Here is a 19,553-nt window from a genome sequence, read left to right on the forward strand (position 1 = left end):
TCAAAGGAACCTCGTCTCAAGAGAGACGGGGTATCAACATATCTGGCGTTGACTTTTGGCACGCTGTTGAGTTCTCAAGGTGCGGACGCTTCCTTTGTACTGACCCTCTCGGGCTTTCCTCCGGGCGCTTCCTTCGTTTCCGACTCTATCAGACCGTTTCCGTTCCGATTTCCTCGGTGCTTTCCAGTTCCAGCACCACTTTCGCGGCGCTTTTCCTTTCCGGCGGTTCCGACTCTATCAGATGCTTTCTGCGTCTGATTCCCAGTCAGCGGGAGTTGTCTTCCGGGCTGTTGGGCCCTTCCGACCTGTGAGACCTTAGCGGATTCCCCTCCCCCGAAGCCAATCGGGGGTTCTCGCTCTCGCGAGCGAGGAATCCTGCAAATCCACGGAACACGCACCGGCGCACACGACAGGAATATGCCGTGCGGTGGGTGGTGCTGGTGTGGAGTGGCTGTCCGGGGCCGACCGGGGTCGGTGCTCACGTCGGACAACTCGGAGAACCTTACGGATCACTCGGGTACGTGTCAAACGCCCTGCGCAGGAGGCGCTCTGCGGGCTAGGCTCGCCTCGTGACCACAGCGCATGCGTGCACTCAGAGCTGGTGGGCCGCCTGACGGCGGCCCGTCCTCACGCATGCGATCAGCAGCGGCCGCCGGATCCCGGCGGCCGTTCTCGTATCTCCCTCCCGGGTGCGGCCGCCGGGGCCGCGGCCTGGGCGACCGGGAGGTCGAGCAATGAAGCGAGTGTTCAGCGGGGTCCAGCCGTCGGGGCACCTGACCCTGGGCAACTACCTCGGGGCGGTGCGCCGGTGGGCGGACGTCGACCAGCACCGGGCGGACGCCCTGTTCTGTGTCGTCGACCTGCACGCCCTGACCGTGGAGCACGACCCGGCGCGGTTGCGGCGGCTGAGCCGGCAGACGGCCACGCTGCTCCTGGCCTGCGGGCTGGACCCCGAGGTCTGCACCCTCTTCGTACAGAGCCACGTCGGTGAGCACACCCGGCTGTCGTACGTACTGGAGTGCGTGGCGACGGACGGGGAGATGCGGCGGATGGTGCAGTACAAGGAGAAGGCCGTCCGCCAGCAGGAGCGGGGCGCCGGGGTGCGGCTGTCGTTGCTGACGTATCCGGTGCTGATGGCGGCGGACATCCTGGCGTACTCCACCGAGGAGGTCCCGGTCGGTGAGGACCAGAAGCAGCACGTGGAGCTGGCGCGGGACATCGCGGAGCGGTTCAACCAGCGGTACGGCCACACGTTCGTGGTCCCGCGTGCCACGCTGCCCGCGGTGGGGGCACGGGTGATGAACCTGCAGGAGCCCACCTCGAAGATGGGCAAGAGCGATCTTTCCGGTCCGGGAGTGGTGCGGATCCTGGACGAGCCGGAGGCGGTGCGCAGGAAGGTGATGCGCGCGGTCACCGACAGCGGGCAGGACGTCGTCCACGACCGGGTGGAGCGGCCGGGGGCCGCGAATCTGCTGGACATCCTCGCCGCGTGCACCGGTGAGGAGCCGGAGAAGCTGGCCGCCGGCTACCCGGGATACGGGCCGTTGAAGGAGGACGTCGCCGAGGCGGTCGTGGAGTTGCTGCGGCCGGTGCGGGAGCGGCATGCCGAGCTGTCCGCCGACCCGGCGTACGTGGACGGGGTGCTGCGGGCGGGGGCCGAGCGGGCCCGGGGGATGGCACGGCCCGTGGTGGACGCGGCGTACCGGGCGATCGGGTTGCTGCCGCAGGCTTGAAGGGACCGGTGGCAGGTGCCCGGGGACGGGATCGCGAGATCGCCGGGCCCAGAGCTCGGGAGAGCGAAGGGGAGGGTGATCGCTGGAGTCCCGTCCTCGGGCGGGCGGCCGTCAGCCGCCGTTGCCGGAGGCGAGTTCGCGGCTGCGGTCGCGGGCGGCTTCGAGGGCGGCGATCAGGGCCGCGCGGACGCCGTGGTTCTCCAGTTCCCGGATGGCGCTGATGGTGGTGCCCGCGGGGGAGGTGACGTTCTCGCGGAGCTTGACCGGGTGCTCGCCGCTGTCCCGGAGCATCACGGCGGCGCCGATGGCGGACTGGACGATCAGGTCGTGCGCCTTGTCGCGGGGCAGGCCGAGGAGGATGCCGGCGTCGGTCATGGCCTCGACCAGGTAGTAGAAGTACGCGGGACCCGATCCGGAGAGGGCGGTGCAGGCGTCCTGCTGCGACTCGGGGACGCGCAGGGTCTTGCCCACGGAGCCGAAGATCTGCTCGGCGGTCTCGATGTGGGCCCCGGTGGCGTGGGTGCCCGCGCTGATCACCGACATCGCCTCGTCGACCAGGGCGGGGGTGTTCGGCATCACGCGGACCACCGGGACCCCGGCGGGGAGGCGCTCCTCGAGGGAGGCGGTGGTGATGCCGGCGGCGCCGCTGATGACCAGGCGGTCCGCGGGCACGTGCGGGGCCAGCTCCTCGACCAGGGCGTTCATGTCCTGCGGCTTGACGGTGAGGATCAGGGTGTCCGCCGTCTTGGCGGCCTCGGCGTTGCCGACCGCGGCGACGCCGTAGCGGGTGCGGAGCTCCTCGGCCCGCTCGGCGCGGCGGGCCGTGACCATCAGGTCGGACGGGCTCCAGCCGCCCCGGATCATGCCGCTGAGCAGGGCTTCGCCGATCTTGCCGGTGCCGAGGACTGCGACTTTCTGGCTCATGTGGTGGTGCCCTCCGGGGAGTTGCGCGTCGTCCGTGGCCATCCTCGCACCGGGGCCGGGGCGGGGCCGTGGGGTGTCCGCCAGACGGAACGGCGGTGGGGTGCGCGGTCCGCCCGCGGGGCGGGTCAGGCCGTGCGGCGGCGGAGGGTGGCCGCTCCGACCGCGAGGACCAGGAGCGCGCAGCCGACCATGACCAGCACGTCGCGGACGAAGTCACCCGTGACGCCGGCGTTCTGCCGGACCTCGTTCATGCCGTCGACCGCGTAGGACATGGGCAGGACGTTGGAGACGGCCTCCAGGACGGGCTGCATCTGGTCGCGCGGGGTGAACAGGCCGCAGAGCAGGAGCTGCGGGAAGATCACGGCCGGCATGAACTGGACGGCCTGGAACTCCGAGGCGGCGAAGGCCGAGACGAACAGGCCGAGGGCGGTGCCGAGGACGGCGTCGAGCAGGGCGACGAGGAGCAGCAGCCAGGGGGAGCCGGTGACGTCGAGGCCGAGGCCCCGGACGGCGAGGCCGGTGGTGAGCACGGACTGGACGACGGCCAGGGTGCCGAAGGCGAGGGCGTAGCCGGCGATGAAGTCGGCCTTGCCCAGCGGCATGGCGAGGAGGCGTTCCAGGGTGCCGGAGGTGCGTTCGCGCAGGGTGGCGATGCTGGTGACCAGGAACATCGTGATCAGCGGGAAGATGCCGAGCAGCGAGGCGCCGATGTCGTCGAACGTCTGCGGGCTGCCGTCGAAGACGTAGCGGAGCAGGAGCAGCAGGAGGCAGGGCACCAGGAGCAGCAGGGCGATGGTGCGGGGGTCGTTGCGGAGCTGGCGCAGGACGCGGGCGGCGGTGGAGACGGTCCTGGCGGGGCTGAGGGGCGCGGTGGTCATCGGGAGTTCTCCTCGCGGTCGGCCCGGTGGCCGACGCGGCGGTCGGGCCGGGGGGCCGCGGCTGCGGCGCGGGCGGCCTGGTCGATGAGGGTGAGGAAGGCGGCCTCGACGGTGTCCGTGCCGGTGCGGGTCTTCAGGGCGTCGGGGGTGTCCTGCGCGAGGATCTCGCCCTCCCGCATCAGCAGCAGGCCGTGGCAGCGTTCCGCCTCGTCCATGACGTGGGAGGAGACGAGGATGCTCGCGCCGCGGTCGGCGGTGAGGGAGTGGAAGAGGTCCCACAGGTCGCGGCGGAGCACCGGGTCCAGGCCGACGGTGGGTTCGTCGAGGACCAGGAGTTCGGGGGCGCCGAGCAGGGCGACGGCGAGGGAGACGCGGCTGCGCTGGCCTCCGGAGAGGTTGGCGGCGAGGGCGTCGGCGTGGCCGGCGAGGTCGACGTCGGCGATGGCGCGGGTGACGCTCTCCTCGCGGCGGGCGGCGGCTCGGCGGCCGGGGTCGAGGACGGCGGCGAAGTACTCGAGGTTCTGCCGGACCGTCAGGTCGTCGAAGACGGCGGGGGCCTGGGTGACGTAGCCGATGCGGGGGCGCAGCGCCGGGTGGCCGGCGGGGCGGCCGAGGACCTGGAGCTCGCCGGTGACCTTGGCCTGGGTGCCCATGACGGCGCGGATCAGCGTGGACTTGCCGCAGCCGGAGGGGCCGAGCAGGCCGGTGATGCGGCCCGCGGGCACGGTGAGGTCCAGGTCGCGCAGCACGGTGCGGGGGCCTCGGACCACGGTGAGGCCGGCGGCCCGGATCGCCGGACCGGGCTCTTTATTCATCATATGATGAATAATTCTCCCGGCGGTCCGGACGCGTCAAGGCCGCCGCGCGGATGCGCGCGGCGGCCTTGGGTGCCGGGGCGGGTGGTCCGGCTCCGCGAGCGCGGGGCGGCGGCGGGGAGGGGCTCAGGGAGCGGTGACCACGAGGAGGAGGACGTCGTAGGTCTCCTCGACGAGGCCGTCGGGGAAGACGGCGGTGAGCTGGGCGCGCTCCTGGTCGAGGAAGGCGCGGGTGGACTCCTCGCCGTGCACGATGAAGAGGGAGTGGCTGGCGATGTTGGCCAGGTGGGTGTCGAGCGGGACGCGGCGGCTCCACCGGACGACACGGCGGGCGGTCCGCTCGGGGGCGGGCGGGGAGGGCAGGCCGGCGAAGTGCTCCTCGGTGTCGAGGGTGAGGGTGCCGCCGCCGGCCTTGTTGGCGCGGGCGTCGCCGAAGTGCCGGCGGATACGGTCCGCCTGCTCGGCGATCCACGGGACGTCCTGGGCGTCGGTGTTCCACCACAGGGCGAGGGCGCCGCCGGGGCGCAGGACGCGCAGGGCCTCCGGGTAGGCGAGGGCGGGGTCGGTCCAGTGCCAGGACTGGGCGTACGTGATCAGGTCGGCGGTGGCGGAGGCGAGGGGGAGGTGGTTGCCGTCGCCCCTGACCAGGGGGGCGTCCGGAAGGGTGCGGCGGAACTGCGCGGCCATGCCGGCGCCGGGTTCCACGGCGAGGACGGAGGCGCCGCGGTTCTTCAGGAGGGCGGTGGCGATGCCGGTGCCGGCGCCGACGTCGACCGTGCGGGCGCCGGCGAGGGGGCGGCCGGACAGGTCCTCCACCGCGTCGAGGAGCGCGGGCGGGTAGGACGGGCGGGCGGCGGCGTACACGGCTGCGGCGCTGTTGAAGGAACGGGCCCGTTCGGCGTGGGCCGAGACCAAGGACTCGGTGGGCGAGGTCATAGGGCCATGGTGGGGGCGGGGGGTTGGTGCGGGTGGGGGTTTCACGGGGGTTGGGGCGGGCGGGGCGGAAGTCTCGCAATTCCTGCGCGGGAATTCCTCATTCCGGGGGGTGCGGTTCGCGTGGGGCCGTTGTTTCGCGCAACGACGCCCCGGGGCGCGGGCACGGCCCGGGCGGACAGCGCTGGTGGTCGCCCGACGCGCCCCCTTTCCGGGGGGTGGGCTGGGGCCCGGTGTGCCGTGTGCGGCAGGCAGCGTGGCTGCGCGCGGGACGGCGGGGCTGGTCGCTCGGGCCGGTGGCGCGAGTGCCCGGGGGTGGGGGAGGGCCGGTTCACCGCCGGCCCTCCCCCCACCCGGGGTCAGGGAAGGCGGGTGATGTCGCGGACGGCGCCCTTGTCGGCGCTGGTGGCCATCGCCGCGTACGCCCGCAGCGCCGCGGAGACCTTGCGGTCACGGGAACGCGGCGCGAAACGGCCGTCCAGCGCCTCCCGGCGGCGGTCGAGTTCCGCGTCGGGGACGAGGAGTTCGACGGAACGGTTCGGGATGTCGATGCGGATCCGGTCGCCGTCCTCGACCAGCGCGATCGTGCCGCCCGACGCCGCCTCCGGGGAGGCGTGCCCGATGGACAGGCCGGACGTGCCGCCGGAGAAGCGTCCGTCGGTGATCAGCGCGCAGGCCTTGCCCAGGCCGCGGCCCTTGAGGAAGGAGGTCGGGTAGAGCATCTCCTGCATGCCCGGGCCGCCCTTGGGGCCCTCGTAGCGGATGACGACCACGTCGCCCTCGGTGACCTGCTTGTTGAGGATCTTCTCGACGGCCTCCTCCTGCGACTCGCAGACCACCGCGGGGCCCTCGAAGGTCCAGATGGACTCGTCGACGCCGGCGGTCTTCACCACGCACCCGTCGACGGCGAGGTTCCCGCGGAGGACGGCGAGGCCGCCGTCGGCGGAGTAGGCGTGCTCGGCCGAGCGGATGCAGCCGTTCTCGGCGTCGAGGTCCAGGGCCTCCCAGCGCTCGGACTGGGAGAAGGCCTCGGCGGAGCGGACGCAGCCGGGGGCGGCGTGCCAGAGCTCGACGGCCTCGGGCGAGGGGGAGCCGCCGCGGACGTCCCAGGTCTTCAGCCAGTCGTCCAGGGACGGGCTGTGCACCGAGTGGACGTCCTCGTTGAGCAGGCCCGCGCGGTGGAGTTCGCCGAGGAGGGCGGGGATGCCACCGGCCCGGTGGACGTCCTCCATGTAGTAGGTGCGGTCCTTCGCCACGTTCGGCGCGACCTTGGCGAGGCACGGGACGCGGCGGGAGACGGCGTCGATCTGCTCGAGGCCGAAGGGCACCTCGGCCTCCTGGGCGGCGGCCAGCAGGTGGAGGATGGTGTTGGTGGAGCCGCCCATGGCGATGTCCAGCGCCATCGCGTTCTCGAAGGCGGAGAAGGTGGCGATGTTGCGGGGCAGGGCCGACGCGTCGTCCTGGCCGTAGTAGCGGTCGACCAGGTCCATCACCGTGGTGGCGGCCCGCTCGTAGAGCGCGCGGCGGGCGGTGTGGGTGGCGAGGACGGAGCCGTTGCCCGGCAGGGAGAGGCCGATGGCCTCGGTCAGGCAGTTCATCGAGTTGGCGGTGAACATGCCGGAGCAGCTGCCGCAGGTCGGACAGGCGGCTTCCTCGATGAGCCGGATGTCCTCGTCGGAGACCTTCTCGTTGGCGGCCTCGGAGATGGCGTCGATCAGGTCCAGCGTGCGGACCGTGCCGTCGACCAGGGTGGCGCGGCCGGACTCCATGGGGCCGCCGGAGACGAAGACCGTGGGGATGTTCAGGCGCAGGGCCGCCATCAGCATGCCGGGGGTGATCTTGTCGCAGTTCGAGACGCAGATGATGGCGTCGGCGCAGTGCGCCTCGACCATGTACTCCACGCTGTCCGCGATCAGGTCGCGGGAGGGCAGCGAGTACAGCATGCCGCCGTGGCCCATGGCGATGCCGTCGTCGACGGCGATGGTGTTGAACTCGCGCGGGATGCCCCCGGCCTCCTTGACGGCCTCGCTGATGATGCGGCCGACGGGCTGGAGGTGGGTGTGGCCCGGCACGAACTCCGTGAAGGAGTTGGCGATGGCGATGATCGGCTTGCGGCCGATGTCCGCGCCCGGTACACCGGAGGCCCGCATAAGGGCGCGGGCGCCCGCCATGTTGCGGCCGTGGGTGACTGTGCGGGACCTCAGCTCGGGCATCGTCGCTCGCTCCTTCGGTAAGTTCTGGCAGTGCCGAGGGTACGCCCGGCATCCACTGGACGGACGGGGTTGTCCGGAATGCGGGACACCGGGCCCACGCGGCTACCCGCCGGTGAGGTGGTGCTGGAGGACGGGGGCGAGGCGGGCGACCAGCTCCTCCGGGTCCGCGGAGGCGATCGGCTCGACCTTGATGACGTAGCGCAGCATCACGACGCCGACCACCTGGGCCGCGGCGAGCTCGGCGCGCAGCTCCGCGTCGGGGGCGTCGAGCTCCTGGGCGACCCTGCTGAGCACCAGTTGGGCGACCATGCGGCGGAAGACGGCTGCGGCGGCCTCGTTGCTGACCGCCGAGCGGATGATGGCGAGCAGCGGGGCGCGGGTGGCGGGGTTCTCCCAGACGCCCAGGAAGATCCGGGCGAACTGTTCCCCGGCCCGGTCGAGCCGCGGCTCGGTGAGGGGCGCGGCGCGCAGCACGGGGGCGAAGGCGCCCTCCACCGCCGACGCGAAGACCTGTTCCTTGGTGCCGAAGTAGTGGTGCACCAGCGCCGGGTCCACGTCGGCGGACCTGGCGATGCCGCGCACGCTGGCCTTCTCGTAGCCGCGTTCGGCGAACACCTCGCGGGCGGCGGCCAGGATGCGGTCCCGGGTGGCGGGGGCGTCGGCGGAGGCGGCGGCGCGGGGCGGTCGGCCGCGGCCCCGGCGTGGCGTGGACGGCTGGTCGGTCACGGGGCGGTCACGGGGCGGTCACTGGCCGGGGACCTGCAGCGGGGAGGCGAGGTGGAGGCGGGTGAAGGCCAGCGCCTCGGCCAGGTCGGCCTCGCGCTCCGCGTTGGACATGGCGCGGCGGGTGTTGACCTCGATCACGACGTGGCCGTCGAAGCCGGAACCGGCGAGGCCTTCGAGGAGTTCGGCGCAGGGCTGGTCGCCCCGGCCGGGCACCAGGTGCTCGTCCTTGGCGGAGCCCTTGCCGTCGGCGAGGTGGACGTGGCCCAGGCGGTCGCCCATCCGGCCGATCATCGCCAGGGTGTCGGTGCGGGCGGTGGCGGTGTGGCTGAGGTCGATCGTGAAGTGCCGGTAGTCCTCGTCGGTGGGGTCCCAGCCGGGGGCGTAGGCGAGCATCTCGCGGTCGCGGTAGCGCCAGGGGTACATGTTCTCGACGGCGAACCGGATGTCCGTCTCGTCGGCCATCCGCCAGATGCCGGAGACGAAGTCACGCGCGTACCCGCGCTGCCAGCGGAACGGGGGGTGGACCACGACCGTGGAGGCGCCGAGCCGCTCGGCGGCGGCGCGGGCGCGCTGCAGCCGGACCCAGGGGTCGCTGGACCAGACGCGCTGGGTGATCAGCAGGCACGGGGCGTGCACGGCGAGGATCGGGATCTCGTGGTGGTCGCTGAGGCGCCGCAGCGCCTCGATGTCCTGGCTGATCGGGTCGTTCCACACCATGACCTCGACACCGTCGTAACCGAGGCGCGCGGCGATCTCGAAGGCCGTCGCGGTGGACTCCGGATAGACGGAGGCGGTGGACAGCGCGACCTTCGCGTCGGGAATGCGGACGACTGGTTCTGCCACGCAGCAAGAGTACGGGAGGCGGGCGGAAGCGGCGGGGGCTCAGGGGCGGTTACCGGCCGCGCGGGCGCCCTTGCGCAGGTGGGGCGGGGGGCGAGGGGCGGGGTGACGTTCCTCTCGGCGGGGGCATCCGTTGCGGCGGGGGGGCGTCCGTTGCGGCGGGGGCGGTCTCCGGTGCGGTTGGGCGCGATCGTCGCGGCGGGGGCGGTCCCGGCGCGGTGCGTGCGGTGCGTGTCGGTCGGCGGCGGTCCCGGTGCGGTGCGTGCCGGCAGCGGTCCCGGCGCGGTGCGTGCCGGCGGGGGGCGGCGGGGGGCGGTCGCGGTGCGGTGCGCCCCGGTCGGGGGGCGCGGTCCTCAGGTCATGTGGTCGAGGCGGCGGAGGATGACGCCCTCGCGCAGGGCCCAGGGGCATATCTCCACCCGGTCCACGCCGAAGAGGTCCAGGGCCGCCTCGGCGACCAGCGCCCCGGCGACGAGCTGGCCGGCCCGCCCCTCGGAGACGCCGGGCAGCTCCGTGCGCTCCCGCTCGGTCATCACCGCCAGCTTGGGCACCCAGGCCTCCAGCGCCTCGCGGGTCAGCTCCCGCTGCACGTACGGCCCCTCGGCGGACCGGGCGGCACCGGCCAGGCGGGCCAGCTGGCGGAAGGTCTTCGAGGTGGCGACGACGTGGTCGGGCGTGCCGAGCCGGGTGAACTCGCCCACCGTGCGGGCGATCTCCGTGCGCACGTGGCGGCGCAGCGCGCGCACCTCCTCCGGGTCCGGCGGGTCGGCGCGCAGCCAGGCGCCGGTCAGCCGGCCCGCGCCCAGCGGCAGCGAGACGGCGGCGTCGGGCTCCTCGTCGATGCCGTAGGCGATCTCCAGCGAGCCGCCGCCGATGTCCAGCACCAGCAGGCGTCCGGCCGACCAGCCGAACCAGCGGCGGGCGGCCAGGAAGGTCAGCTTCGCCTCGTCCTCGCCGGACAGCACGCGCAGGCCGACGCCGGTCTCCTCGTGGACCCGGGCCAGCACCTCGTCGGCGTTGCGGGCCTCGCGCACGGCGGAGGTCGCGAACGGCAGCAGCGCCTCGACGCCCTTGTCCTCGGCCGCGCGGGCGGCGTCGCGGACCACCCGGATCAGCCGGTCGACGCCGCCGGGGCCGATCGCACCGTCGTCGTCCAGCAGCTGCGCGAGCCGGAGCTCCTCCTTCACCGAGTGGGCGGGGAGCGGGCACGCGCCGGGGTGGGCGTCCACCACCAGCAGGTGGACGGTGTTGGAGCCCACGTCGAGCACACCAAGTCGCATACCCGGAAACCTAACCGGCGGCCAGGAGCCCAATCGTCCGAACGGTGGGGAAAACGGCTGTGAAGAACGCGACGTTTCCGGTCGCGGGCAGCCCGTCCGGGCGCTGCGGCTCCACTTACCCTGGACGCGTGCCCAAGACGAAAAAGGCGAAGGACCACAAGACGGCCACGGCCGAGACCGCGCGGCGGAAGGCTCTGCCGCTGATCGGCGTCCCCGTGGCCGAGGACGACGAGAAGGGGCTCGACTTCCCCCGTGCCTGGGTGGAGTTCCCCGACCCCGCCGACGACGAGCAGGTCTTCCGCTGCGACCTGACCTGGCTGACCTCGCGGTGGAACTGCGTCTTCGGCAGCGGCTGCCACGGCATCCAGGCCGGCCGGGCCGCCGACGGCTGCTGCTCGCTGGGCGCCCACTTCTCCGACGAGGAGGACGAGCAGCGGGTGGCCGGCTTCGTCGAGCGGCTCACCCCGGACATCTGGCAGCACCACGCGGAGGGCACCCGCGGCGGCTGGGTCTCCGAGGACGACGAGGGCTCCCGGCAGACGCGGCCGTACAAGGGGTCCTGCATCTTCCAGAACCGCCCCGGCTTCCAGGGCGGCGCGGGCTGCTCGCTGCACATCCTGGCGCTGCGGGAAGGGCGCGAGCCGCTCGAGACCAAGCCGGACGTGTGCTGGCAGCTGCCGGTGCGGCGGACCTTCGAGTGGATCGACCGGCCCGACGACACGCGGGTGCTGCAGGTGTCGATCGGCGAGTACGACCGGCGGGGGTGGGGGCCGGGCGGGCACGACCTGCACTGGTGGTGCACGTCGGCGACCTCCGCGCACGGGGCGGGGGAGCCGGTGTACGTGTCGTACCGGGCGGAGCTCACGGAGCTGATGGGGAAGGCGGGGTACGACCGGCTGGTCGAGCTGTGCGAGGAGCGCCTCGCGGGCCCCGTCCTCGCCCCCCACCCGGCGGACCCGCGGGTCTGACCGGACCTCTTCGCCGCAGCGCGGCGTCCCGCGCGGGCGTCCCCGGCGCGAGGGCACGCCGCTCGGGCCTCTCCGGTGTCCTGGGCGACGCATGCGTCATCTGCGACGCATGCGTCACCTGCGACGTCGCTCCGTCCTGCGGGCGGCGGGGCCGCCCGGTTCCCGGCGGCGGGGCGGCCTGGTTCCCACCGCCGGCTCCCACCGCCTGGCCCGAGCCGGCTCCGCCGTGCGCGGGCCCTCCGACCCGCCGCCCTCCTTCCCGGAGGGGCTGAGGTCGGGTTGTCGAGCGAGCCGCAGCGTGCGGACGTGAAGCCTGCGCCCGCGCTCCCGCCAGCCCGCCGGCCCTCCGGCCCTCCGGCCCTCCGGCGGCACGATTGCCTGCAGGAGGGCTCGTTCTCGTTCACCGGGCGGGCCGGAGCCGGCCGCTCGGCTGCAGCGGGGGGCGTGGGGCGGGGATCGGCCGTCGGCGGATGCCGCGGTCACGGCGTGGGGGGCTGGTCCGAGGGCGGTGGGGGGTCGTCGGAGGGGGACGGCTCGGACGGTGGTGGGTCGGACGGGGACGGGTCCGAGGGGGACGGGGGCGGGGGTGTCGGGTCCGACGGCGAGGGGGTGGGGTCGGAGGGGGACGGGGGCGGAGAGGTCGGGTCGGGGTGGGACGGCGGGGGGTCGCTCGGGGGGCGGCCGGGGCCCGGTTCGGTCGGCTCGGGCGTGAATCCCGTGCCGCGGATGACGACGACCGTGCCGCCGGGCCGCACCGAGACCCCCGCCCGCCACGCCCCCTTCGGCTCCCGCAGGGGATCCACATGCACCCGCACCGTCACCGACTCCCCCGGCCGCAGCACCCCCGAGGACCGGCTCAGGTACAGCCACGACACCCCCGTGGACAGCCCCCACCGCACGGACCGCGCCCCCTCCCCGGCCGGCGCCGTCAACGTGACGTACGTCGTGTCGCCCGCCCCGACCGCGGAGACCCGCAGCGCCCCGGCCGTCGCCGTGCCCGTGCCGCCGTCCGGGACCTCGGCGCCGATCACCTCGACCGAGACGTCGGGCCCCTCGCCGGGCGTGGCCGCGCCGCCGCCCGGCACCGCGTTCGCCGTGTTGGCGTACCCGCGGTCGCCGCCGGAGCCCGACTCCCCCTCCGGGCCGCCGTCCGAGGCCGTGGCGGCCTGGTCGCCGGGACTGCCGAAACCTTCCTCCACTCCCGCGGGAGCGGATCGTCCCGCCACCCACATGGCCAGCACCGGCGCCGCCATCACCGTGGCGACCACCGTGGTGGTCATCACGCGCCCGCGCCGCCGGCTCCGGCGCTCCTCGCGGTCGCGCGGTGCCACCGGGTACCCGCGCCGGTCGAACCGGGGGGCCGCCGCGCCCCGTCGCCCCCGCGCCGCGTGCGCCGCCGCGGTCACCGCCGCACGCGGCGCCTCCAGCACCGGCAGCCGCTCCGGGGTGACCGAGGTGCCCGGCCAGCGCCCCGGCACCGCCCGCTCGGCGGTGCGGCGGCAGCGCGGACAGTCGTCGACGTGGCGCACCAGCTCCGTGCGCAGCGCCTCGCTCAGCACCCAGCCGTCGTCCTGGCCGGTCAGCCGGGCCAGACCCGCGCACCGGCCGGACTCGGCGGCGTCCAGGGCGGCCCGGGTGCGCTCGACCTCGCACGCCGCCGAGGCGAGCAGGTCCTGCGCGGCCGCGGGGCCGAGGCCCAGCACCGCGGCCACCTCCTCGGCGGACAGTCCGTGTCGCACCGACAGCTCCAGCGCCTCGCGCTGCTCGGGCGTGGTGCCGGCCGCCTCGGGCCAGGCCAGCCGGGCCAGTTCGGCGCGGCGCCGCTCGCGCTCCTCCGGCGACGGCGCCTCCGCCGGCGTCTCGGCCGGGGACGGGACCGGGGGCGGGACCGGACGGCGCCGGTGTCCCGCGCCGCGGGAGCCCCGCGGGTGGTGACGGCGACGGCGGTTCTCGGCCAGTTCCCGCAGGCAGGCCCAGCGGGCCAGGGCGTAGAGCCACGCCCGGCGGCCGTCCTCCTCGGGCGCGCGGCCGCCACGCCGCTCGACGACGGCGAGGACCGCGCCGACGGCCGAGACCGCCGCGTCCTGGTCGCAGAGGACGGACAGGCTGTAGGTGTACAGCCCGTCGAGATGCGGCTCGCACGCCGGGGGAGGCGAGGCGTCCGCGCGCCGCGCCAGGGTGCGGGACGGAGCGTTGGCGCCTGCCGCCGCGGTGGTGGTGCTGGACCGTGCGCGCTCCTCGCCGTGCGCCCGGTGTGCGCCGGTGGTGCGGGTGGGGGTCTCCGGCCTGCTGCTCATCACCCGAGCGACCGTAGGGGCCGCTGGACGACCGTTCCTGCAGCCTTGAGCACATTTAATCCATTCGGGTGAAACGATCCCCCATAAGGGGACGTGAGTGTACGTTTCTGCGGACGGCGAGCGACCGTTCCTGCCCGTTCCTGAGCGTGCTGCGCACGGTGCTGATGGGGCTGTCGGTACGGCCGGTTACGGTGGCGCCATGGCTGCCCGTACCAAGTCGACCAAGGACCGTCCGTCCTACCGCTGCACCGAATGCGGTTGGCAGACGGCCAAATGGCTCGGCCGCTGCCCCGAATGCCACGCCTGGGGCACGGTCGAGGAGTACGGCAGCGCCCCCGCCGTCCGCACGACCGCTCCCGGCCGGGTCACCACGTCCGCCCTGCCCATCGGCCAGGTGGACGGCAAGCAGGCCACCGCCCGCTCCACCGGCGTCCCCGAGCTGGACCGGGTGCTCGGCGGCGGCCTGGTGCCCGGCGCCGTGGTGCTGGTGGCGGGCGAGCCGGGCGTCGGCAAGTCCACGCTGTTGCTGGACGTCGCGGCCAAGTCCGCGAGCTCCGAGCACCGCACCCTGTACGTGACCGGCGAGGAGTCCGCGAGCCAGGTGCGGCTGCGCGCCGACCGCATCCACGCCATCCACGACCACCTCTACCTCGCCGCGGAGACGGATCTGTCCACGGTGCTCGGCCACATCGAGGCCGTGCAGCCGTCGCTGCTGATCCTCGACTCGGTGCAGACCGTCGCCTCCCCCGAGATCGACGGCGCCCCCGGCGGCATGGCGCAGGTCCGCGAGGTGGCCGGCGCGCTGATCCGCGCCTCCAAGGATCGCGGCATGTCCACGCTGCTCGTCGGCCACGTCACCAAGGACGGCAACATCGCCGGCCCGCGCCTGCTGGAACACCTCGTGGACGTCGTCCTCAACTTCGAGGGCGACCGGCACGCCAGGCTCCGCCTCGTGCGCGGCGTGAAGAACAGGTACGGCACCACCGACGAGGTCGGCTGCTTCGAGCTGCACGACGAGGGGATCACCGGCCTCGCCGACCCTTCCGGCCTCTTCCTCACCCGCCGGGACGACCCCGTGCCGGGCACCTGCCTCACGGTCACGCTGGAGGGCCGCCGCCCGCTGGTCGCCGAGGTCCAGGCGCTCACCGTGGACACCCAGATCCCCACCCCGCGGCGCACGACCTCGGGGCTGGAGACCTCGCGGGTGTCGATGATGCTGGCCGTGCTGGAGCAGCGCGGCCGGATCAAGGCGCTGGGCAAGCAGGACATCTACTCGGCCACGGTGGGCGGCGTGCGGCTCTCCGAGCCCGCCGCCGACTTGGCCGTCGCGCTGGCCCTGGCCTCCTCGGCCAGCGACACCCCGCTGCCGAAGAACCTGGTGGCGATCGGCGAGGTCGGCCTGGCCGGCGAGGTGAGGAGGGTCACCGGCGTCCAGCGGCGATTGGCCGAAGCGCACCGCCTCGGATTCACACATGCGCTGGTCCCGGCCGATCCGGGGAAGATTCCTGAGGGAATGAAGGTGCTCGAGGTGGCCGACATATCGGATGCGCTGAGGGTCCTGCCGCGCTCTCGTCGCCGAGAGGCCCGGCAGGAGGGCGAGGACCGCCGGTAGACTTTGCCCCGGTCTCGCCCGTCCGTGCGAAGTGTGTGCGTCGCGGGAGCGCCTGAAGAAGTCTGCGACCGGAGGAGAGCAGTGGCAGCCAACGACCGGGCCTCAGCTCCCGGAAAGTCCGGTGGGAGCTCCGGCGCCGACGGGCTGATGCGTGCCTCGCTGAGCGCCGTGGCGCCCGGCACGGCCCTGCGCGACGGCCTGGAGCGGGTGCTGCGCGGCAACACCGGCGGCCTCATCGTGCTCGGGTCCGACAAGACCGTCGAGGCGATGTGCACGGGCGGTTTCGTCCTGGACGTCGAGTTCAGCGCGACCCGGCTGCGGGAGCTGTGCAAGCTGGACGGCGGCATCGTCCTCTCCACCGACCTCTCGAAGATCCTCCGGGCGGGCGTGCAGCTCGTGCCCGACCCGACGATCCCCACCGAGGAGACCGGCACCCGGCACCGCACGGCGGACCGGGTCAGCAAGCAGGTCGGCTTCCCCGTCGTCTCGGTCTCCCAGTCGATGCGGCTGATCGCGCTGTACGTCGACGGGCAGCGGCGGGTCCTGGAGGACTCGGCCGCCATCCTGTCCCGTGCCAACCAGGCGCTCGCCACGCTGGAGCGGTACAAGCTCCGCCTCGACGAGGTCGCCGGAACGCTCTCCGCGCTGGAGATCGAGGACCTGGTGACGGTGCGGGACGTCTCCGCGGTCGCGCAGCGGCTGGAGATGGTGCGCCGGATCGCCACGGAGATCGCCGAGTACGTGGTGGAGCTGGGCACCGACGGGCGGCTGCTGGCGCTGCAGCTGGACGAGCTGATCGCCGGCGTCGAGCCGGAGCGGGAGCTGATCGTCCGGGACTACGTGCCGGAGCCGACGCCGAAGCGCTCGCGCACGGTGGACGAGGCGCTGGCGGAGCTGGACGCGCTCGGCCACACGGAGCTGCTGGACATCGCCACGGTGGCGCGGGCGCTGGGGTACACGGGGTCGCCGGAGGCGCTGGACTCCGCGGTCTCGCCGCGGGGCTTCCGGCTGCTGGCCAAGGTCCCCCGGCTGCCGGGGGCGATCATCGACCGGCTGGTCGAGCACTTCGGGGGGCTGCAGAAGCTGCTCGCGGCGAGCGTCGACGACCTGCAGACGGTCGACGGGGTCGGGGAGGCGCGGGCCCGCAGTGTCCGCGAGGGACTCTCCCGGCTCGCGGAATCCTCCATCCTCGAACGCTACGTCTGAGCCCGCTCCCGGGGCGGGGGCACGGTCCGCCCCGCCCGGGCGGCGCCGGCGGTGCCAACTGCCGCCTTGCGGAGCAGCCGGGCACCCGCGGGTCCGCCTTGCGAGCGCCGGCGGGGCGCGACAGCCCGCCGCGCGGGCGTCCCTGGCCGCCGCCCTGTGGGCGGCCCGCTCCAGGGCGTCGCCTTACCGACCTCCCTGCGGGCGGGCGCCGGACCCCAGCCTCCGCGGCGAGCGGCTCGCATCACCGTGCGCTCCGCGGCGAGCGGCAAGCACCGCCGTGCGGTGGCCGACCGTGCCGTACGCACGCGGCCCTACCGCAGCACGGCGGAAGCCCGGGCCCGGCGGACAGCAAGGTTCCGGCCGGTCTCCCCCGCGGACCGGAGGATCAGTCGGACTTCAGCGTGAAGGTGGCCTGGAGGGGACTCGACGTCGCGGGGGTCTTGGCGACGACCAGGTACGTGCCCGCCCCGGCCCGCCCCTTCGGCGCCGCCTCGCACCGGTCCGCGTCACTCGGCCGGCGGTCCCACTCGAGGTCGTACGTGACGGAGCCGCCCTTCGGCACGCGGAACAGCAGCGCCCCGTCCTTCGGGCAGTCCGCCGAGGACCAGTACGTCTCGTCGTCCTCCGCGTTGGCCTTGGTGATCTTCAGGACGGTGGCCCGCGGCCCGAGGTCGACCTTGCAGTCGCCGCCCGACGTGTTGGTCACCGTCAGCCGCAGCACCGGCTTCTCGCCGTCCTCGTAGGTGTTCCGGACGCTCCGCAGCGTCAGCCGGACGTCACCCCGGTCGCACGTGGCGAGCGTGGAGCCGCCGGGCAGCCGGTTCACCGAGCTGGTCCAGTTCGCCCCCGCGCCGCCGGACCCGGAACTGGAACCGGAGCCCGAACCGGAACCCCCGCCCGGACCGCCGGCGGCGTCCCCGTCGCCGCCCTCGCCGGCCTCCGCGTCACCGTCCGAGCCGCCCGAGCCGTCGGACGCGTCACCGGAGGGCGTGCCCCCGGAGCCGCCGCCCGTGCCGGACCCGCCGCCGGGCGGGTTGTCGATCGCCGGACCGGAGCCGGAGGGGCCCGGGGTGATCGAGGGCGCGGGGTTCTTGCCGTCCGACCCGTCGGACGGGTCCTGGGAACCGCCTCCGCCACCGGCGACCAGCCAGCCGATCAGCCCCGCCAGCGCGAGCAGCACGACAAAGAAGACGGCCCTCCGTCGCCAGTAGATGGAGGAGGGAAGCGGCCCGACCGGATTGCGCAGTGATCCCACGGCGCAAACTGTACGAGAGATCGCCGTCACCCAAGGCGGCACCCGCCGTGCGGACGACAACTTTTCCGGATCATCATCCCGGCATCCCGGTTCCGCACCCTGGACTGCGTCCTACGGGTGACCGACTGCGCACATCGGGTGACGTCCCGGTCGTGGCAGGATCGATGACGCCATGACCGCACCCACGAACACCGGGCCGGCCGCCGCGCACAGCGCCGCGCCGCAGGCCGCCCCGGGCACCGACACCGTCCCCCTGCACACCCCCGTGATCGCCTGGTTCGAGGCGAACGCCCGCGACCTGCCCTGGCGCCGCGCCGAGGCCGGCGCCTGGGGCGTGATGGTCAGCGAGTTCATGCTCCAGCAGACCCCGGTCGCCCGGGTGCTGCCGGTGTACGAACAGTGGCTGGCCCGCTGGCCCCGCCCCGCCGACCTGGCCGCCGAGGCGCCGGGGGAGGCGGTGCGGGCCTGGGGCCGCCTCGGCTACCCGCGCCGCGCCCTGCGCCTGCACGGCGCGGCCGTCGCCATCACCGAGCGGCACGACGGCGAGGTCCCCTCCGACCACGGCGAACTGCTGGCGCTGCCCGGTGTCGGCGAGTACACGGCCGCCGCCGTCGCCTCGTTCGCCTTCGGCCGGCGGCACGCCGTGCTGGACACCAATGTCCGCCGAGTCCTGGCCCGCGCGGTGACCGGCGTCCAGTACCCGCCGACCGCAACCACCGCGGCGGAGCGCCGGCTGGCCGTCTCGCTGCTCCCGGCCGACGAGGGCACGGCCGCCCGGTGGGCGGCGGCCTCGATGGAGCTGGGCGCGCTGGTCTGCACCGCGCGGAACGAGAGCTGCCACCGCTGCCCGATCGCGTCCCGCTGCGCCTGGCGGCAGGCCGGCAAGCCGGAGCACGACGGTCCGCCGCGGCGCGGCCAGACCTACGCGGGCACGGACCGGCAGGTGCGCGGCAAGCTCCTCGCGGTACTGCGCGCGGCGCGGGAGCCGGTCCCGCAGGCGGCGCTGGACGCGGTGTGGGACGAGCCGGTGCAGCGGGCCCGCGCCCTGGACGGTCTGGTCGCGGACGGTCTGGTGGAGCCGCTGGACGAGGGCCTGTACCGCCTGCCGGGCTGACGGCCGACGGGCGGGAGAACGCGGAAGGCCCCCGGCAGCCGTGCTGCCGGGGGCCTTCCGCATGTTCGGTCCGTCGCGCCGCCGCGCGTCACCGGAGTCGTCAGATCTTGACGCCCTTGGAGGCGAGGAACTTCGCCGGGTCGACGGCCGAGCCGTAGTTGGCGGTGGTGCGGATCTCGAAGTGCAGGTGAGGACCGCTGGAGTTGCCGGTGTTGCCGGACAGCGCGATCTGCTCGCCGGTCTTGACCTTCTCGCCGACCGAGACCTGCACCTTGGAGAGGTGCGCGTACTGCGAGTAGGTGCCGTTGTCGTGCTTGACGACGACGGCGTTGCCGTAGGCCGGGCCGTCACCGGCGCCCCAGCCGCCGGCCTTGACGACGGTGCCCTCGTGGACCGCGAAGACCTTGGTGCCGGTCGGGACGGCGAAGTCCTGGCCGGAGTGCTTCGACGCCCACATGCCGCCGTTCTGGGCGTAGCTGGCGCTCAGCTTGTACTTCTGCACCGGGTCGACCCAGGCGTTGCCCTTGGGGGCCTTGGTGCTCGCCTGCGTGGCGGCGGTGACGGTACCGGCCGCCGGGGCGCCGGCGGTGGCGCCGGCAGCAGTCGCGACTCCGGTACCGAGGACGACCGAGGCTCCCAGGCCGGCGGTGACGACCGCGGCGCGGGTGCGAAGGGTGGTCGTGCCGGCGGTGCGGAGCGTGACGTGCTTGAACATGAAGAACCCTTTGTTCGGGGACGGGATCGCCGCGGGAGTTCCGG

16 protein-coding genes are annotated in these 19,553 nt (G+C 74.1%); 5 read left to right on the top strand and 11 right to left on the bottom strand.

Going from position 1 to position 19,553, the window contains the following annotated elements; genetic code table 11:
• The first annotated feature begins 734 nt into the window (after positions 1 to 734).
• A complete protein-coding gene (trpS, locus tag ABZ836_RS15535; protein ID WP_361142400.1) occupies positions 735 to 1,733 on the top strand; it encodes a tryptophan--tRNA ligase in 999 nt (332 codons plus the stop codon).
• Positions 1,734 to 1,844: 111 nt separating this feature from the next.
• Here the strand turns inward: trpS and proC are convergent, their stop codons facing one another.
• From proC to ABZ836_RS15575, 8 genes are all read right to left on the bottom strand, one after another.
• Positions 1,845 to 2,657 carry a pyrroline-5-carboxylate reductase gene (proC, locus tag ABZ836_RS15540; RefSeq protein ID WP_356137463.1) on the bottom strand — a complete coding sequence of 271 codons (813 nt, stop codon included), beginning with the start codon at positions 2,655 to 2,657 and terminating at the stop codon, positions 1,845 to 1,847.
• Between the two features lie 125 nt (positions 2,658 to 2,782).
• Positions 2,783 to 3,535 carry an ABC transporter permease gene (locus ABZ836_RS15545; RefSeq protein ID WP_361142403.1) on the bottom strand — a complete coding sequence of 251 codons (753 nt, stop codon included), beginning with the start codon at positions 3,533 to 3,535 and terminating at the stop codon, positions 2,783 to 2,785.
• Positions 3,532 to 4,353 carry an ABC transporter ATP-binding protein gene (locus ABZ836_RS15550; RefSeq protein WP_361142406.1) on the bottom strand — a complete coding sequence of 274 codons (822 nt, stop codon included), beginning with the start codon at positions 4,351 to 4,353 and terminating at the stop codon, positions 3,532 to 3,534. Before ABZ836_RS15550 ends, ABZ836_RS15545 begins: the two co-directional genes overlap by 4 nt.
• 123 nt (positions 4,354 to 4,476) lie before the next feature.
• Complete coding sequence (locus ABZ836_RS15555) at positions 4,477 to 5,286, bottom strand: class I SAM-dependent methyltransferase (protein WP_361142409.1); 810 nt, start codon at positions 5,284 to 5,286, stop codon at positions 4,477 to 4,479.
• A 356-nt stretch (positions 5,287 to 5,642) separates the two neighbouring features.
• Positions 5,643 to 7,496 carry a dihydroxy-acid dehydratase gene (ilvD, locus tag ABZ836_RS15560; RefSeq protein WP_356137469.1) on the bottom strand — a complete coding sequence of 618 codons (1,854 nt, stop codon included), beginning with the start codon at positions 7,494 to 7,496 and terminating at the stop codon, positions 5,643 to 5,645.
• Between the two features lie 102 nt (positions 7,497 to 7,598).
• Positions 7,599 to 8,222 carry a TetR family transcriptional regulator gene (locus ABZ836_RS15565; protein WP_356137471.1) on the bottom strand — a complete coding sequence of 208 codons (624 nt, stop codon included), beginning with the start codon at positions 8,220 to 8,222 and terminating at the stop codon, positions 7,599 to 7,601.
• Positions 8,223 to 8,240: 18 nt separating this feature from the next.
• Positions 8,241 to 9,065, bottom strand: a complete 825-nt coding sequence (locus ABZ836_RS15570; RefSeq protein ID WP_356137473.1) for a sugar phosphate isomerase/epimerase — start codon at positions 9,063 to 9,065, stop codon at positions 8,241 to 8,243.
• Positions 9,066 to 9,415: 350 nt separating this feature from the next.
• The gene (locus ABZ836_RS15575) at positions 9,416 to 10,342 is read right to left on the bottom strand and encodes a Ppx/GppA phosphatase family protein (RefSeq protein ID WP_361142412.1); all 927 of its coding nucleotides are present in this window, start codon (positions 10,340 to 10,342) and stop codon (positions 9,416 to 9,418) included.
• 194 nt (positions 10,343 to 10,536) lie between these two features.
• Between ABZ836_RS15575 and ABZ836_RS15580 the strand changes: the two genes are divergently transcribed.
• Positions 10,537 to 11,310, top strand: a complete 774-nt coding sequence (locus ABZ836_RS15580) for a hypothetical protein (RefSeq protein ID WP_356137593.1) — start codon at positions 10,537 to 10,539, stop codon at positions 11,308 to 11,310.
• Positions 11,311 to 11,789: 479 nt separating this feature from the next.
• Here ABZ836_RS15580 and ABZ836_RS15585 read toward each other — a convergent pair whose 3' ends face one another.
• Positions 11,790 to 13,607: an ECF-type sigma factor gene (locus ABZ836_RS15585; protein WP_361142415.1), complete on the bottom strand. Its 1,818-nt coding sequence runs from the start codon at positions 13,605 to 13,607 to the stop codon at positions 11,790 to 11,792.
• A gap of 199 nt (positions 13,608 to 13,806) precedes the next feature.
• Between ABZ836_RS15585 and radA the strand changes: the two genes are divergently transcribed.
• Together radA and disA are read left to right on the top strand one after the other, a co-directional pair.
• The gene (radA, locus tag ABZ836_RS15590; protein WP_356137479.1) at positions 13,807 to 15,219 is read left to right on the top strand and encodes a DNA repair protein RadA; all 1,413 of its coding nucleotides are present in this window, start codon (positions 13,807 to 13,809) and stop codon (positions 15,217 to 15,219) included.
• Between the two features lie 81 nt (positions 15,220 to 15,300).
• Entirely contained in the window at positions 15,301 to 16,425 is a 1,125-nt protein-coding gene (gene disA, locus ABZ836_RS15595; protein ID WP_356137481.1) for a DNA integrity scanning diadenylate cyclase DisA, read from the top strand.
• Between the two features lie 385 nt (positions 16,426 to 16,810).
• On the opposite strand, the gene ABZ836_RS15600 is transcribed toward disA, so the two are convergent.
• Positions 16,811 to 17,680, bottom strand: a complete 870-nt coding sequence (locus tag ABZ836_RS15600) for a DUF4232 domain-containing protein (RefSeq protein WP_361142420.1) — start codon at positions 17,678 to 17,680, stop codon at positions 16,811 to 16,813.
• Positions 17,681 to 17,852: 172 nt separating this feature from the next.
• Between ABZ836_RS15600 and ABZ836_RS15605 the strand changes: the two genes are divergently transcribed.
• A complete protein-coding gene (locus tag ABZ836_RS15605; RefSeq protein WP_361142423.1) occupies positions 17,853 to 18,794 on the top strand; it encodes an A/G-specific adenine glycosylase in 942 nt (313 codons plus the stop codon).
• 100 nt (positions 18,795 to 18,894) lie between these two features.
• Here ABZ836_RS15605 and ABZ836_RS15610 read toward each other — a convergent pair whose 3' ends face one another.
• Positions 18,895 to 19,509, bottom strand: a complete 615-nt coding sequence (locus tag ABZ836_RS15610) for a M23 family metallopeptidase (RefSeq protein WP_356137487.1) — start codon at positions 19,507 to 19,509, stop codon at positions 18,895 to 18,897.
• Positions 19,510 to 19,553 lie beyond the last annotated feature (44 nt).

The sequence above is a fragment of the Streptomyces sp. NPDC047130 genome, from assembly GCF_040643475.1.
Taxonomy (GTDB): Bacteria; Actinomycetota; Actinomycetes; order Streptomycetales; family Streptomycetaceae; genus Streptomyces.

What these genes read in the sequence shown, in the direction of transcription:
- trpS (WP_361142400.1), top strand. Translation starts at nt 735, where the DNA reads ATGAAGCGAGTGTTCAGCGGGGTCCAGCCGTCGGGGCACCTGACCCTG.
- proC (WP_356137463.1), bottom strand. Translation starts at nt 2,657, where the DNA reads ATGAGCCAGAAAGTCGCAGTCCTCGGCACCGGCAAGATCGGCGAAGCC.
- ABZ836_RS15545 (WP_361142403.1), bottom strand. Translation starts at nt 3,535, where the DNA reads ATGACCACCGCGCCCCTCAGCCCCGCCAGGACCGTCTCCACCGCCGCC.
- ABZ836_RS15550 (WP_361142406.1), bottom strand. Translation starts at nt 4,353, where the DNA reads ATGATGAATAAAGAGCCCGGTCCGGCGATCCGGGCCGCCGGCCTCACC.
- ABZ836_RS15555 (WP_361142409.1), bottom strand. Translation starts at nt 5,286, where the DNA reads ATGACCTCGCCCACCGAGTCCTTGGTCTCGGCCCACGCCGAACGGGCC.
- ilvD (WP_356137469.1), bottom strand. Translation starts at nt 7,496, where the DNA reads ATGCCCGAGCTGAGGTCCCGCACAGTCACCCACGGCCGCAACATGGCG.
- ABZ836_RS15575 (WP_361142412.1), bottom strand. Translation starts at nt 10,342, where the DNA reads ATGCGACTTGGTGTGCTCGACGTGGGCTCCAACACCGTCCACCTGCTG.
- ABZ836_RS15585 (WP_361142415.1), bottom strand. Translation starts at nt 13,607, where the DNA reads ATGAGCAGCAGGCCGGAGACCCCCACCCGCACCACCGGCGCACACCGG.
- radA (WP_356137479.1), top strand. Translation starts at nt 13,807, where the DNA reads ATGGCTGCCCGTACCAAGTCGACCAAGGACCGTCCGTCCTACCGCTGC.
- ABZ836_RS15605 (WP_361142423.1), top strand. Translation starts at nt 17,853, where the DNA reads ATGACCGCACCCACGAACACCGGGCCGGCCGCCGCGCACAGCGCCGCG.
- ABZ836_RS15610 (WP_356137487.1), bottom strand. Translation starts at nt 19,509, where the DNA reads ATGTTCAAGCACGTCACGCTCCGCACCGCCGGCACGACCACCCTTCGC.